This window comes from Pseudomonas sp. B14-6, assembly GCF_013260315.1.
Classification (GTDB): Bacteria; Pseudomonadota; Gammaproteobacteria; order Pseudomonadales; family Pseudomonadaceae; genus Aquipseudomonas; species Aquipseudomonas mandelii.
Genome location: NZ_CP053929.1, coordinates 5,109,190 through 5,123,314, shown reverse-complemented (window position 1 = coordinate 5,123,314; position 14,125 = coordinate 5,109,190). Strand labels below are relative to the sequence as shown.

12 protein-coding genes are annotated in these 14,125 nt (G+C 60.7%); 2 read left to right on the top strand and 10 right to left on the bottom strand.

Going from position 1 to position 14,125, the window contains the following annotated elements; all coding sequences use genetic code 11:
* Positions 1–44 precede the first annotated feature (44 nt).
* Positions 45–1,577 (top strand): AhpA/YtjB family protein, encoded by a 1,533-nt coding sequence (locus HP062_RS23360; protein ID WP_172792090.1) that lies wholly within the window; start codon positions 45–47, stop codon positions 1,575–1,577.
* Between the two features lie 240 nt (positions 1,578–1,817).
* Here HP062_RS23360 and HP062_RS23355 read toward each other — a convergent pair whose 3' ends face one another.
* The 9 genes from HP062_RS23355 to HP062_RS23315 all read right to left on the bottom strand — a co-directional run bounded on the left by HP062_RS23355 (position 1,818) and on the right by HP062_RS23315 (position 11,850).
* Entirely contained in the window at positions 1,818–2,531 is a 714-nt protein-coding gene (locus tag HP062_RS23355; protein ID WP_010464228.1) for a membrane integrity-associated transporter subunit PqiC, read from the bottom strand.
* Positions 2,532–2,707: 176 nt separating this feature from the next.
* Positions 2,708–4,975 carry a DNA topoisomerase IV subunit A gene (gene parC, locus HP062_RS23350; protein WP_010464231.1) on the bottom strand — a complete coding sequence of 756 codons (2,268 nt, stop codon included), beginning with the start codon at positions 4,973–4,975 and terminating at the stop codon, positions 2,708–2,710.
* A gap of 7 nt (positions 4,976–4,982) precedes the next feature.
* Positions 4,983–5,507, bottom strand: coding sequence for a TIGR02281 family clan AA aspartic protease (locus HP062_RS23345; RefSeq protein WP_077750229.1), 525 nt, complete (start codon positions 5,505–5,507; stop codon positions 4,983–4,985).
* Positions 5,504–6,493, bottom strand: a complete 990-nt coding sequence (locus HP062_RS23340; protein ID WP_077750228.1) for an esterase-like activity of phytase family protein — start codon at positions 6,491–6,493, stop codon at positions 5,504–5,506. The genes HP062_RS23345 and HP062_RS23340 overlap by 4 nt, the downstream gene beginning before the upstream one ends.
* Complete coding sequence (parE, locus tag HP062_RS23335) at positions 6,493–8,397, bottom strand: DNA topoisomerase IV subunit B (RefSeq protein ID WP_010464236.1); 1,905 nt, start codon at positions 8,395–8,397, stop codon at positions 6,493–6,495. The genes HP062_RS23340 and parE overlap by 1 nt, the downstream gene beginning before the upstream one ends.
* A 54-nt stretch (positions 8,398–8,451) precedes the next feature.
* A complete protein-coding gene (locus HP062_RS23330; RefSeq protein ID WP_077750227.1) occupies positions 8,452–9,060 on the bottom strand; it encodes a YqiA/YcfP family alpha/beta fold hydrolase in 609 nt (202 codons plus the stop codon).
* Positions 9,061–9,875: 815 nt separating this feature from the next.
* Positions 9,876–10,691 (bottom strand): 3',5'-cyclic-AMP phosphodiesterase, encoded by an 816-nt coding sequence (gene cpdA, locus HP062_RS23325; protein ID WP_083375186.1) that lies wholly within the window; start codon positions 10,689–10,691, stop codon positions 9,876–9,878.
* Between the two features lie 98 nt (positions 10,692–10,789).
* Positions 10,790–11,242: a DUF1249 domain-containing protein gene (locus HP062_RS23320; protein WP_008153350.1), complete on the bottom strand. Its 453-nt coding sequence runs from the start codon at positions 11,240–11,242 to the stop codon at positions 10,790–10,792.
* Complete coding sequence (locus HP062_RS23315) at positions 11,233–11,850, bottom strand: NUDIX domain-containing protein (RefSeq protein ID WP_010464243.1); 618 nt, start codon at positions 11,848–11,850, stop codon at positions 11,233–11,235. The genes HP062_RS23320 and HP062_RS23315 overlap by 10 nt, the downstream gene beginning before the upstream one ends.
* A gap of 215 nt (positions 11,851–12,065) precedes the next feature.
* Here HP062_RS23315 and HP062_RS23310 point away from each other — a divergent pair, with 215 nt between their 5' ends.
* The gene (locus tag HP062_RS23310) at positions 12,066–12,812 is read left to right on the top strand and encodes an RsiV family protein (RefSeq protein WP_010464245.1); all 747 of its coding nucleotides are present in this window, start codon (positions 12,066–12,068) and stop codon (positions 12,810–12,812) included.
* On the opposite strand, the gene cytX is transcribed toward HP062_RS23310, so the two are convergent.
* Positions 12,781–14,073 carry a putative hydroxymethylpyrimidine transporter CytX gene (gene cytX, locus HP062_RS23305; protein WP_172792089.1) on the bottom strand — a complete coding sequence of 431 codons (1,293 nt, stop codon included), beginning with the start codon at positions 14,071–14,073 and terminating at the stop codon, positions 12,781–12,783. The genes HP062_RS23310 and cytX overlap by 32 nt on opposite strands.
* Positions 14,074–14,125: the final 52 nt, after the last annotated feature.

Sequence of the window (14,125 nt, the reverse complement as noted above, 5' to 3'; positions counted from 1 at the left end):
GCTATACTGCGCGTCAACTTCACGGACAAAAGAGCCGAGCTCAAGTGAACCGGCCCACGCCAGTAAAAACCGATAACTTCTTTCTGCTGATCTTCCGTGCACTGCGCCACCGCCGTGTACCGATTGCATTGCGCATCGCCAGCCATAACGTGATCCTGGTCGCTCTGGCCCTGGTGATCTACGCCTGCGTGATGGGTTTGCAGTTCAAGCAGGCCATGCACGAGCAGGCCGATGCGCTGGGTGAAAGCCTGACCACGCAGACTGCCACGTCCGCCACGGAGCTGTTGGTGTCCAACGACATCCTCAGCCTCAACGTGCTGCTCAACAACCTGACCAAAAACAAGCTGGTGGCCCACGCCGCCATTTACAGCGTGGATAACCGCATCCTCGCCGAAGCCGGTCAGCGCCCCAAGCACAGCCTGCTGGGCGAAGCCGAGGGCATGTACCAGAGCAAGATCACGTTCCAGGACGTCACCGCCGGGCAACTGCGCATCAGCCTGGACATGGATCAGTTCCAGCAGCCCATGACCATCAGCCTGCAAAGCATGGGCATTTTGAGTGCGATTCTGCTGGCCCTGTCCCTGGCCTTGAGCCTGCGCCTGGGCCGACACATCTCCACGCCGCTGCTGCAACTGCGCGTGTGGCTGCGCAATATCGACGAATACACCCCGGCCACCGAGCGCCAGGACGAGATCGGCGACCTGGCCCGTCAGCTGCACGCCAACTTCGCGCCGGAGCCGGCCGAACCGGAACCCGTGCCGGAGCCGGAATTCGACGACAGCGACTATGAAGACGCCGACGATAACGAGCCGTCCTTCGAAGTGCGCAACCTGCGGGATCCGAGTTTCGATGAAAGCAAACCTGTGGCCGGCCTCAAGCCAGCGCCACGGCGCAGTGTCAGCACCGTTGAAGACGATGATGACGACGATGCGTTTGCTGACTTGCGTGATGAATCGTCCGACGTTGCGCCTAAGCCGCTCGCCAAACCGGTGATTTCGAACGTGCCGCAGCACAGCGCCGTACTGGCCGTGCAACTGGGCGCTCAAGATCAACTGCGTCGTCTGCCTCGCACCCGCCTGGAAGAACTGCTGAAACGCTATCGCGACTGCCTCGATCAGGCAGCTTCGCTCTATCAGAGCGAACTGCACACCCTGAACGATGGCAGCACGCTGATGCTGTTCCACACCGAAGACAGCGGCGACGATTACCTGACCAACGCAATCTGCTGCGGTGAATTGTTGCGAGCCTTGGGTCATCAGTTACAGATTGAAGTTGCAGACAGCGGCATCACCCTGCAATTGCAGCTGGGCCTGACGCTGGGTGATGAGCTATTCGGTCTGAGCCAGATCGACCTGCTGCTGACCGAAGCCGCTCAGGATGCCCTGGCCTTGTCGCAACACAGCCGCAACCTGCTGCTGGTGGAGCGCAAGATCGGTGACGACGCGCTGATACGCCAGCGTGCGCGGATCCGCCCGATTGCCAGCCCTGAGGGTGCGTGCTGTGTGGAGCGGTTGATGGAGCCTTATCCGTCGATGCTGGAGCGACAACTGGCGCGGATGCATGAGCGTCGGGCGTAAGCCTTAAACCCAGAAGTGAAGAAGCCCGCAGACGAGTGATCGTCTGCGGGCTTTTTTGTTGCCTGTGTCCCGGCCTCTTCGCGAGCAGGCTCGCTCCCACAGGTCCTGCGTCGTTCGCGCGATAGGTGTACGACACAAAACCTGCTCGCGAAGAGCTCAGGACAAGCGTCAGATATCTGCACCCTGCAGAAACAACAAAGCCCACATCACTGCGGGCTTTGTTCTTGGATCAATCCAGGCTTAGAACCTGAACACTTCCATATCGGTCCGGATCGGCGAGGCCATCGGGATCTTCGGCTGTTTCTCTTGCTCTGCCGCGGGAGCCACAGGCTTCGGAGCAGGCTTTTTGGGTGCTTCAGCGATCGGCGGTTGATTAGCCAGTGGCTTGAGCGCCACGGACAATTGCTCGGCCAGACGCTGCAGCAACACCCCTTGAGCCTGAACCTGAGCCGCCGTGCCGCCTGCGTGCTGCTCTTGCAGGTGAATGATGCGGTTATCGCGAACCTGGCCACGACGGTCGATCAGGCGCCATTGCGCATCCAGGATCGCCGGTTGCGATTCGCCCGAGTCCAGACGAGTAATCGTCAGCAGCACCTGGACATCCGGCGTGAAGCCGAGGGTCGCAGGCGCCAGCACAACCCGCTGACTGTCCAGATGGCCCGCCACCTGACGCAGCAACAGCTGATCAACGTCCGACGACAGGCTTCCAGCCCAACGACCGTCGGTCGACGCCTGAAGGCTGCCATCCGGCTGTCGCTGCAACAAGGTTTCGCGTTGCAGGTAATCCGCAAGCGTTACCGGGCCGAGCAATACCGCCATGCCGGCGCTTTGCGCAGGCTGAACCGGACTTCCGCTGTCCAGCTGATACAGCGACACCGGCTGGTGAACGCTGCAACCCGCCAGGCCAAGAACGCCAGCGAGCATCAAAATAAAAGGAAGGCGCAGAGCAGTCATCGTCCCATCCAGGTGGTTGCCACAAGGCTAACCACAGTGAAAATACTCAATAAATATGAAGAACGCTCGGCCACGCCGGCGCTTGAAAGGCCATATCATCCGTGAATATGCGTTCCGACTCCAGCGGCAAAGCGTCGATCTACGCGTTAAATCGCAGATCGAGCGCTCTAGGCCGCTTAATTGAGGTTTTCGACGAGCAGCGCATCGACCCGCTGGAAGCCACGTGGCAGTTTGTTACCACGACGACCACGCTCACCTTTGTAGTGTTCGAGGTCGTCCGCTTTCAGGGACAACGTACGTTTTCCGGCCTGAAGCACCAACGTGGCGCCCTCCGGCAGTACGGCGATGTCCGTGACATATTCTTCGCGACTGGCCACACGCTCACCGTTGATCCCGATGATTTTGTTGCCTTTGCCCTTACCTAATTGTGGCAGATCACTGATCTTGAAGATCAGCAGGCGACCTTCGGTGGTCACCGAGGCCAGCCAATTGTTCTCGCGATCGGTCACCGGGCGCGGAAGAATGACCTTCGAGTTGTTCGGCAAGCTCAACAACGCCTTGCCCGCCTTGTTCTTGGCTTGCAGGTCTTCACCCTTGACCACGAAGCCGTATCCGGCATCGGAGGCGATCACGTACAGCGAATCGTCTTCCGGCATCAGCACGCATTCGAAACTCGCCCCTGGCGGCGGCGTCAGACGGCCGGTCAACGGCTCGCCCTGGCCACGGGCAGATGGCAGCGTGTGGGCCGCCACCGAATAACTGCGACCGGTGGAGTCGATAAACACTGCAAACTGGTTGGAGCGACCCGGTGCCAACGCCTTGAAACCATCCCCGGCCTTGTAGGAAAGCCCGGTGGCGTCGATCTCGTGGCCTTTGGCAGAACGCACCCAGCCTTTTTCCGACAGCACGACAGTCACTTTCTCGTTCGGCAGCAGATCGTGCTCGGTCAGGGCCTTGGCTTCGGTGCGCTCGACGATGGGCGAACGACGGTCGTCGCCATAGGTTTCGGCGTCCTTGATCAGCTCGGTACGTACCAGCTTTTTCAGCTTGGCTTCGCTGCTCAGCAGGGCTTGCAGCTTGGCTTGCTCCTTGAGCAGTTCATCCTGCTCGGCACGCAGTTTCATCTCTTCCAGTCGCGCCAACTGACGCAAACGGGTGTCGAGAATGTAGTCGGCCTGGATTTCGCTCAAGGCGAACCGTGCGATCAGCGCGGCTTTTGGGTGTTCCTCGGTGCGGATGATGTGAATCACTTCATCCAGGTTGAGGTAGGCAATCAACAAACCGTCCAACAGGTGCAGGCGACGCTCGACCTTGTCGAGGCGGAATTGCAGGCGGCGACGCACGGTCTGCACGCGGAATTCCAGCCACTCGACCAGCAGCGCCCGCAGGTTTTTCAGTTGCGGTTTGCCGTCCAGGCCAATGATGTTGATGTTGACCCGGTAGCTCGACTCCAGCTCGGTGCTGGCGAACAGGTGTTGCATCAGCGCATCGTGGTCGAAATTCTTCCGCGCGCCCGGAATGATCACGATCCGGCACGGGTTCTCGTGGTCGGATTCGTCGCGCAGGTCAGCGATTTGCGGGGCTTTGGACGGTTTGGCCTGCATCATCGCCGCGATCTGCTCCAGCACCTTGGCGCCCGAGACTTGATGCGGCAGCGCGGTGACGATGATGTCGCCGTCTTCGATGTGGTACACGGCGCGCATGCGCACCGACCCCTTGCCGGTTTCGTACATTTTCAGCAGATCGGCACGAGGCGTGATGATTTCCGCTTCGGTCGGGTAATCCGGGCCCTGGATGTGCTCGCAGAGCTGCTCGACCGTGGCTTTGGGTTCATCGAGCAAGCGCACGCAGGCTGTCGCGACTTCGCGCAGGTTGTGCGGCGGTACGTCGGTGGCCATGCCCACGGCGATGCCGGTGGTGCCGTTGAGCAGGATATTCGGCAAACGCGCCGGCAACACCAGCGGCTCGTCGAGTGTACCGTCGAAGTTCGGCCCCCAGTCCGCCGTGCCCTGGCCCAGTTCGCTGAGCAGCACTTCGGAATAACGCGACAGCCGCGCCTCGGTGTAACGCATGGCGGCGAAGGACTTGGGATCATCCGGCGCACCCCAGTTACCCTGGCCGTCGACCAGCGTGTAGCGATAGCTGAACGGCTGGGCCATCAGGACCATGGCTTCGTAGCAGGCCGAATCGCCGTGCGGGTGGAATTTACCGAGCACGTCACCGACGGTACGCGCCGATTTCTTGTGCTTGGAGTCGGCGTCCAGCCCCAACTCGCTCATCGCATAGATGATGCGCCGCTGTACCGGTTTCAGGCCGTCGCCGATATGCGGCAAGGCACGGTCCATGATCACGTACATGGAGTAGTTGAGGTAGGCATTTTCGGTGAAGTCAGCCAGTGACCGGCGTTCTACACCGTCCAGGCTGAGATCAAGGGAGTCGCTCATGCGGGCCTCATCGGTTCGTTGTCTGGCGCAGCAGCATGGTGCCACCGCGCTGGGTAAATTCAAGTTTGTTCAGCGCGCTCATACCGAGCAGCACTTGCTTGCCATCCAGGCCTGGCACGACGATGGCGCGCACATCACGCAGCACAATGTCGCCCAGTTGCAGCCGGTCGACGCGGGTTCGATAACCCTCGGTACGACCGTTGGCGGTGCTCAGGGTCACCCCGAAGCCTTGTTCCAGTTTCAGCCGTTCGGCCATTTGCGCCGGGATTGCCACATCGGTTGCCCCGGTATCCAGCATGAAATCCACCGGCTGGCCATTGATCTGGCCGCTGGCGACGAAGTGCCCCTGGGTGTTGCTGGCCAGTTTCACTTCAATAAAACCTTCGCCCTGCTCCGAGCTGACGACCACATTGGGATTTTGCTGCCGATCCTCCCACTGGCCGAAAAACCGCGTCGCCAGGAACAGGGCCGCGCACCAGGCCAGCACCATGAACACCCGACCGGCACGCTTTCCCGGCGTTTGCTGGCTCACGGCTTGGCACTCCAGCCACCTTCAGGCGCGGCGAAGCGCCAGACGACCGGGCGAACCTCGCCATCGGCGCGGGCATCGTTGTTGTTGTCGGTGCCGACCCAGGCACCCTCAGCGTCGACCATCAACGCTTCAGTCAGACCAAACGGATTTTGATAGCGGCGGTGTTCCTGCAAGGCTTCATCGGCAAATGACCAGCAGCGCTCGACCTTGGCCGTCTCCGGGTCGCGGCGGCAGATCTGGTAAGCGTTGCGTTCAAGGGTAAACAGCTTGCCGTTGAACAGCGATACATCGGCAAAGTCCCGAGTCACGGCTTTGGCCCGTGGAAACTGTGCCGGCTGCATTTCTTTCCCCGCCTCGCTCAGCAGCACGCAGCCACCGTCGCAATCCCACACCGTCTGTTTGCGCTTGATCAGCAACAAGCCACGGCTTTGACGCTCGGCGGCGAGCCACAATTGATCGCCCGCCGGATTGATCGCCAGCCCCTCGAACAGCGCATTGAACTGCAACAGCATGCCGCTGGCCCGCGCTTCGCGAACCAGCATCGGCGAGATCTTCAGCCAGGACGATGGCCCAACGGGCGGCACTTGCAGGATCGCGGCATGGGACTCGCTGACGATGTAGCGATTACCCGCGCTGTCGCAAGTGATGCCTTCAAAATCCAAGTCCCCGCCCCGTACAAACGCCGCGACCCAGGCCCGCGAACGCAACCCCCAGGGCAAACCGCTGTCCGGCACCGCCGGCACGCCGATGCCCACGGTTTCGGCCTGCCAGACCGTGTCGCGGGTATCGAGACGGTAGATCTGGTCATCGTCGCGATCGGAGACCGTCCACAAGTCTTTGCCGCACTGGGCCAGCCCCGACAGATTGCCGCCGCGCATGCCGTCGACGGGATGCTCGGACAACAGGCGCAACTGCGGTGCCGGTTCGGAAAGCGCCGAAACGGAGGTCAGAAGTAACGCACACGCCAGGGCAAAGCCAGCCCGCATCAGCCAAGAACCTCGGCGAGGTTGCCTTTGGATTCCAGCCAGGATTTGCGGTCACCGGCGCGTTTCTTCGCCAGCAGCATATCCATCATTTCCGAGGTCGCTTCGAAATCGTCCAGCGTCAACTGCACCAGACGCCGCGTGTTCGGGTCCATGGTGGTTTCGCGCAGTTGCGGCGGGTTCATTTCACCCAGGCCTTTGAATCGGGTGACCTGCGGCTTGCCGCGTTTCTTCTCGGCCACCAGGCGATCGAGAATGCCATCGCGCTCGGCTTCGTCGAGGGCGTAGTAAATCTCTTTGCCCAGGTCGATGCGGTACAGCGGCGGCATCGCGACGTAAACGTGACCGGCATCCACCAGCGGGCGGAAATGCTGGACGAACAAGGCGCAAAGCAAGGTGGCGATGTGCAGGCCGTCGGAGTCGGCGTCGGCGAGAATGCAGATCTTGCCGTAACGCAGCTGGCTCATGTCCGCCGCGCCCGGATCGACACCGATGGCGACGGCGATGTTGTGCACTTCCTGACTGGCCAGCACTTCGCTGCCGTCGACTTCCCAGGTGTTCAGAATCTTGCCGCGCAACGGCAGGATCGCCTGGAATTCCTTGTCCCGCGCTTGTTTGGCCGAACCGCCGGCGGAATCACCTTCCACCAGGAACAGCTCGGAACGCATCGGGTCTTGCCCGGCGCAGTCGGCGAGTTTGCCCGGCAATGCCGGCCCGGCGGTGATGCGCTTGCGCTCGACCTTCTTGCTGGCCTTGAGACGACGGCCGGCGTTGTTGATCGCCAGTTCCGCCAGCAGCATGCCGGTTTCCGGATGAGCGTTGAGCCACAGGCTGAACGCATCCTTGACCACACCGGAAACGAACGCCGCCGCTTCACGGGACGACAGACGTTCCTTGGTCTGGCCGGAGAACTGCGGTTCCTGCATTTTCATCGACAGCACGAAAGCGATGCGTTCCCAGACGTCTTCCGGCGCCAGCTTCACACCGCGCGGCAACAGGCTGCGGAATTCGCAGAACTCGCGCATCGCATCGAGCAAGCCCTGACGCAGACCGTTGACGTGAGTGCCGCCCTGCGCCGTCGGGATCAGGTTGACGTAGCTTTCCTGCACGCTGTCGCCACCTTCCGGTAACCACAGCAGCGCCCAATCGACCGCTTCCTTGTTACCGGCCAGGCTGCCGCAGAACGGCTCGTCCGGCAGGCGTTCGAATTCGCTGACGGCGTCAACCAGGTAGGAGCGCAGGCCGTCTTCGTAATGCCATTCGACTTTCTCGCCGGTGGCCTTGTCTTCAAAACTGACCAGTAGCCCCGGGCACAGAACGGCCTTGGCCTTGAGCACGTGCTTGAGGCGGCTGATGGAGAATTTCGGTGAATCGAAGTACTTCGGGTCCGGGGCGAAGAACACGCTGGTGCCAGTGTTGCGCTTGCCGACGGTGCCGATCACTTCCAGCTCGGTTTTCTTGTAACCGTCGGCGAAAGTCATCTGGTATTCGTTGCCGTCGCGCTTCACGCGCACCCGGACTTCGGTCGACAAAGCGTTGACCACCGAAATACCCACCCCGTGCAGACCGCCGGAGAACTGGTAGTTCTTGTTGGAAAACTTGCCACCCGCATGAAGCTTGGTGAGGATCAGCTCGACGCCCGACACACCTTCTTCCGGGTGAATGTCCACCGGCATGCCACGGCCGTCATCGCTGACTTCCAGGGAGTGATCGGCGTGCAGGATGACCTGCACCGACGTTGCGTGCCCGGCCAAGGCTTCGTCGACGCTGTTGTCGATGACTTCCTGGGCGAGGTGGTTCGGCCGACTGGTGTCGGTGTACATGCCGGGGCGTTTGCGCACCGGGTCGAGGCCCGAGAGGACTTCGATGGCGTCTGCGTTATAAGAGCTAGCGCTGGGAGTGGCCATGGGGTCTCGTCGTCCGCCTGTCAAAAAAGTGTTCTGTGAAAAAGAGACGACGACTCACAGTGCTGTGAAATCGATCGCCTGATACAAATCTGCGCCGATACCGGCAAAACTCAGCATTGCCGGCAGTTGTGCGGCAAAACCCTGGAAACTATGGTCGCCGCCGGCCTGGATGCGCAAGGCACAGGCGCGGTAATACTGCTGGGCGAGGCGATAGTCCAGCGTTTCGTCGCCGGTCTGCAACCACACCTGATACCGCTGCGGATCCTGGGGCGCCGGCACTTCCAGCTCGGCCAGGGCCGTCACGTGGTCGTGGGTCAATTCCCAGGCCTCATCGGTATACAGGTTTTTCTGCGTCCCCAGATACCCGTCAAACATCCGGTGCGGACTGACGGCAGGGTTGATCAACAGGGCCTTGAGGCCATGGCGCTCGGCCAAGTGAGTCGCATAGTAGCCGCCGAGTGAGCTGCCTACCAGCAGTGGCCGCCCAAGGTCTTCAATCGCCTTGTTCAGCTGACCGATGGCTTCGCGCGGGTGGTGATGCAAGGCAGGAACGCGCAACTGATCGCTCAAACCCAGGCGGTCCATCACTTGCACCAACTGCGTGGCCTTTTTTGACGAAGGCGCGCTGTTGAAGCCGTGGATATAAAGGATCGAACCGGACATTTGAGCTCCCTGTGCGTCGGTAAAGAACGCAGAGTTTACAGGGAGTCGAGGGGATCGGGATATGCATGGCGGGCATGGGGGTCTGGGTAGAAGCCATCGCGGGCAGTCTTGCTCCTACAGGGGAATGTGGGTACCTGCAAGAGATTGGTCGGCTGTCAGGCCGTCTTCGCGGGCAGCCTCGCTCCTACAGTGGAATGGGTGTACCTGTAAAAGAGATTGGTCGGCTGTCAGGCCGTCTTCGCGGGCAAGCCTCGCTCCTACAGTGGAATGTGGGTACTTGCAAAAGAGATTGGTCGGCTGTCAGGCCGCCTTCGCGGGCAAGCCTCGCTCCTACAGTGGAATGTGGGTACCTGAAAAGAGATTGGTCGGCTGTCAGGCCGCCTTCGCGGGCAAGCCTCGCTCCTACAAGGGGTTCGCTGTACACGCTTCGCTCTTCACCACTCATCAGGCCGAGCGTTAGCTCGCCTGCAGCTCTTGATCTTGATCTACCCGCCCCTTTCGGGAGGCTGAGTGGAGGTGTTCATCCGGGGAGTGGCGCGCAGCGCCGTTCGACGCAGTCGAACACGCTGCATGTAGGTCGTCGCGAAGCAGACCGGAGGGCAGTGTCCCCGGATGGATACCGGAGCGAAGGAACGCCGAGCCTTAGCGAGGGGCCGGACGCATGGGGCGAGACTTTTTGGTTCCTTTTGTGGCGTTTGACAAAAGGGACTCGCCGTAAGGGCGAAACCGCCAGCCGCCGTTACCGCAGAAACGGATATGTACCCGGTAAACAAGAACCTGGTCGGCTATCAGGCCGCCAAGACCAAGATGAAAAGTCAGTACCCGTTCGACCCGAAATCAACCTGAAAATCAAACCCGGTGACCCGCTCAACACCCGTTTCAATCTGCCCATCCGGCAACAACCGCAACCAGCGATACCCCGGTGCCTGCTCCCCAACCTTGAAATCATCACTCCCAGGCTCAAACTGAATGCAAGTCGAAGGCGAAGCAATCAACCGCACCCCTTTGCGCACCTGATCAACCTCCTGATGCACATGCCCCCACAAAACAGCACGCACCTGCGGAAAGCGATCCAGCACCGCAAACAAGGCCTCAGGATTACGCAAGCCGATAGGCTCCATCCACAAACAGCCGATCAACACCGGATGATGGTGAAAGCAGACCAGATGATGCCGCTCCGGCGCCTCACTCAACGAACGCGCCAGCAACTGCAACTGCTCATCCTGCAAATAGCCCGGCACCGACCCCGGCACCGCCGAATCCAGCAAAGTCACCCGCCAGTTACCGACATCCACCACCGGCTCCAGCAATGCGCTTTGCACCGCCGCCTCGGCCATGATCCGCGGTTCATCATGATTGCCAGGAATCCAGCGCGCCGGCGCATCGAGCTGCCGGGTCAGGTCGCGAAACAGCTGATAAGACTCCAGCGTCCCGTCCTGAGACAGATCACCGCTGGCAACGATCAGGTCAATCTGCGGCTGCTGCAGGCGCACCAGCTCAATGACCTTTTGCAGGCTGTCCCGGGTATTCATACCCAGCAACTTCCCGTCCGCTTCGGCAAACAGATGACTGTCGGACAGTTGCACCAGCAACGCCGAATCGGCGGTGGTCAATGTGGATACGCTCGGCAAGGCGTTCTCCCAGGCTGAATCACGGGATTGGATGAGTGCCGCAATTATGCTGGGGGACGATCAAAAGAGGAAACGTGTGAATCTGACGCAGTTCACACTCAGCGCACAACGGCGTACTCATGCCCACACGCTAGACAATGGCTCAGCCATTCACCCAGGAACATATTCAACTGGGCCTTTTCATCCGGCTGATGCATTGAGGCATTCGGGTAAGGATAGATGCCGCGAAAGCGTCGTGCATGTTCGGCGCTGACCACTTCGGCCATGCACGCATCGTGGTAGACCTGCACTTCCAGTTGCGGCACCGGCAGCCACGGCAGGCTGTGTTCCTGGCGCACTTGCAGGGTCGTGGTGTACGGACAGACCTGCAGCACTTCGAGAGCCAGTACGCCGAGCATCTGGTCGCCGTGAGTCACGGCAATGCGCCGCGCCTCGGGTTCGTTGCGCATGTCCGGCAGCAGTCGCATGAGGCGCGCGTAGTTGGCCTCGCAGGAGGCTTGCAGCCCCACGAGGTCCACCCTGTAACGATCGCGCAGCTTGTTTACGACCATAGCCCCCTCACTTCAGCGCGGTTCAAGGCCAACCATTGCAAGGCAATGATGCTTGGCGCGTTGGCAATACGTCCGTCGCGGACGGCCTGCAAGGCATCTTCGAACGCCCAGACCGTAACGCGGATATCTTCTGCTTCTTCCTCCAGCCCATGCAGGCCGCCGACTCCGGTGCTGTCGCAACGCCCCAGGTACAAGTGCACAAATTCGTTGCTGCCGCCCGGCGATGGAAAGTATTTGGTCATCGGCCAGAGCGCCCCGAACACAAGCCCAGCTTCCTCCTGCGCCTCGCGGTGAGCAACTTCTTCCGGCACTTCATCCTTGTCGATCAGACCGGCGACCAGCTCGATCAGCCACGGGTTGTCGGTCTTGCCCATGGCGCCCACGCGAAACTGCTCGATCAGCACCACTTCATCGCGCTGCGGATCGTATGGCAACACGCACACCGCATCATGGCGAACAAACACTTCACGATTGATCTCGCGACTCATGCCACCGGCAAACAACTCATGGCGCAAGTGCACACGATCGAGCTTGTAGAAGCCCTCGTAGCACTTTTCGCGCCGAACGATATCAACGGCGGTCGGAATGGCGTTGGCAAAATCAGTCATGACAATCCTCGTTTACTGCAAATCCATGAAGAGGCTCCAACCTCGACTTCGCGCCATCCTAACGCGCCCGCGCCGTTTGATGCAGCCCCTTTCCCGTCAGCGAGATAGACGGTGAGGGCGAAACCAACTCTAATTAGCTTAGTGGCGAACTGACTGCTTCGTTGAGAGTCGAAGCGGATAACTTTTTGCCTTTCCCTGTTTTACGAAGGACGCCCATGTCGCTTTTTAAAATCGCCTCCGTGGCCGCAATCGCCCTGACCCTGGGTGCCTGCCAGAGTTTGTTCCAACCCAACTACCGAGCTCCGCTGGAAACTACCCGCGACGCCACCGAAACACTGAAACCGGGTTGCACGACGCCTGACTGCCCGCTAGTGAACATCGATACGCTGCGCTTCCCGGCCGAGCCTCAGCTTGACGGTATTGTCGAAAAGCGCCTGCTGCAAATGACCCGCACCTCGCCCGAAGCCCCTGCGGCACCGACGCTGGCGGCCTATCGCGATGAGTTTTTGCGCACCGCTGGCCCGCGTAACAGCAGCTACCTGCAAGCCAAGGTACGTGAGCAGCATGACGGCTTGGTGATCGTCGAGTTTTCCAGCTACCTGGACACCGGCGGCGCACATGGCACACCAGGCCGCGGCTTCATCAACTATTCGCGCCAGCAGCATAAAGTGCTGACCTTGTCCGACATGTTGGTGCCGGGTCAGGAAGAGGCGTTCTGGAAAGCCGCGCAAGTGGCGCACAACAGCTGGCTGATCAGCACCAAGCTCGATCAGGAACCGGAGTTCGTGAAGCAGTGGCCGTTCCAGAAAACCCAGAATGTGGCGCTGACCTACGGCGGGGTGATCCTCAAGTACGAAGTGAGCACCATCGCGCCTTACGCGCTGGGCCACGTCGAACTGAAGATCCCCTACCCGCGCCTGAACGGCATTCTCAAGCCCGAGCTGTTTCCCGGCCGTAACTGAAGGCCCGGCCCAGCACTAGCTGGAGCAACCCTGCCAGAATCAACGACGGCAGGGTTGCGCCGATGTCCGGATACAGATTGGCCAACAAATGATAGGTGCTCACCCCGCCCAACCAGGCGAGCAGCGCCGGCCAGCGCAACGCGGCTGACGCCACCTGAGCACTGCGTTTGCGCAGAATGAAGTGATCCACCAGCACCACGCCGAACAGCGGCGCAAACACCGAACCGATCAACAGCAGGAAGTTCTGGTACTGCGCCAGTGGCGCCAGGCACGCAATCAGTGTGCAAATCACGCCGATGGCCAACGCAAGATGCTCGACTTTCAAGCGCAACAGAATTCCGCTGGAGACAGCCGCCGAGTGAATGTCGGCGAAGGCGTTTTCCGACTCGTCGAGCAGAATCAGCAGCAGCGGAATGCCCAGGCCTGCACCCGCCAGCGCCAGCAACAAGGCATTCACTTCACCGCTCGGCGCGAACGCCAGGGTGTAGGCCACGCCGAGGCTCATCAGCCAGAAGTTGCCGATAAAGAAGCCAATCGCTGTACCGCCGAACACATTTTTCGCACGCTTGCCGAAGCGTGAGTAGTCGGCAATCAGCGGCAGCCACGACAGCGGCATCGCAATGGCAATGTCGAAGCCCACGGCGAAGGGCATCGAACCGTCACCGGCCTGTGCCCACAACGCGGTCAGATCGGCCTTGGCAAACAGGTTCCACGTCAGCCAGATGCACGCGGCCAGCAACAGCCAGATACCCCACTTGCGCAGGATTTGTCGCACGAACGTCAACGGACCGCTGACGGCCAGCAAGGTCGCCAAACCACCAAAAAATACGGTCCAGAGCAGTGGATTCGACAGCAGGCTGCCTTCGCTGAACGCCCGCGCACCCAGCAAACTGGCAGCGTCGCGCATCACAATGATTTCGAACGAACCCCAACCGATCAGTTGCAGCAGGTTCAGCACGGCCGGCAGGCTCGCGCCACGTTTGCCGAGGCTGAGCTTGAGCGCGGCCATCGACGACAGGCCGGTGTCGCTGCCGATCACGCCGACGGCGGCCAGCAGCAGAACGCCGACCAGCGTGCCGAGGAAGATCGCCAGCAACGAGCCGGACAGGCCCAGACATGGCGCGAGCAAGGCGCCGGTCTGCAGCACCATCAGGCCGATGCCGAGGGAGAACCACAGGGAAAACAGATCGCGACCGCCAAAGACACGTTTGTCCATGGGCACCGCGATGTCGGGGGAATAAGTGCTGGGTTGAATGCTCAAGGGTGTTATCTCAATAAGAGCAGAGACAAGTTTCAAGCTGCAAGCTACAAGT

Coding starts and splice junctions, on each gene's coding strand:
- HP062_RS23330 (WP_077750227.1), bottom strand. CDS start 9,060: ATGTCCGGTTCGATCCTTTATATCCACGGCTTCAACAGCGCGCCTTCG.
- HP062_RS23340 (WP_077750228.1), bottom strand. CDS start 6,493: ATGCGGGCTGGCTTTGCCCTGGCGTGTGCGTTACTTCTGACCTCCGTT.
- HP062_RS23315 (WP_010464243.1), bottom strand. CDS start 11,850: ATGACTGATTTTGCCAACGCCATTCCGACCGCCGTTGATATCGTTCGG.
- parE (WP_010464236.1), bottom strand. CDS start 8,397: ATGGCCACTCCCAGCGCTAGCTCTTATAACGCAGACGCCATCGAAGTC.
- HP062_RS23320 (WP_008153350.1), bottom strand. CDS start 11,242: ATGGTCGTAAACAAGCTGCGCGATCGTTACAGGGTGGACCTCGTGGGG.
- parC (WP_010464231.1), bottom strand. CDS start 4,975: ATGAGCGACTCCCTTGATCTCAGCCTGGACGGTGTAGAACGCCGGTCA.
- HP062_RS23310 (WP_010464245.1), top strand. CDS start 12,066: ATGTCGCTTTTTAAAATCGCCTCCGTGGCCGCAATCGCCCTGACCCTG.
- HP062_RS23355 (WP_010464228.1), bottom strand. CDS start 2,531: ATGACTGCTCTGCGCCTTCCTTTTATTTTGATGCTCGCTGGCGTTCTT.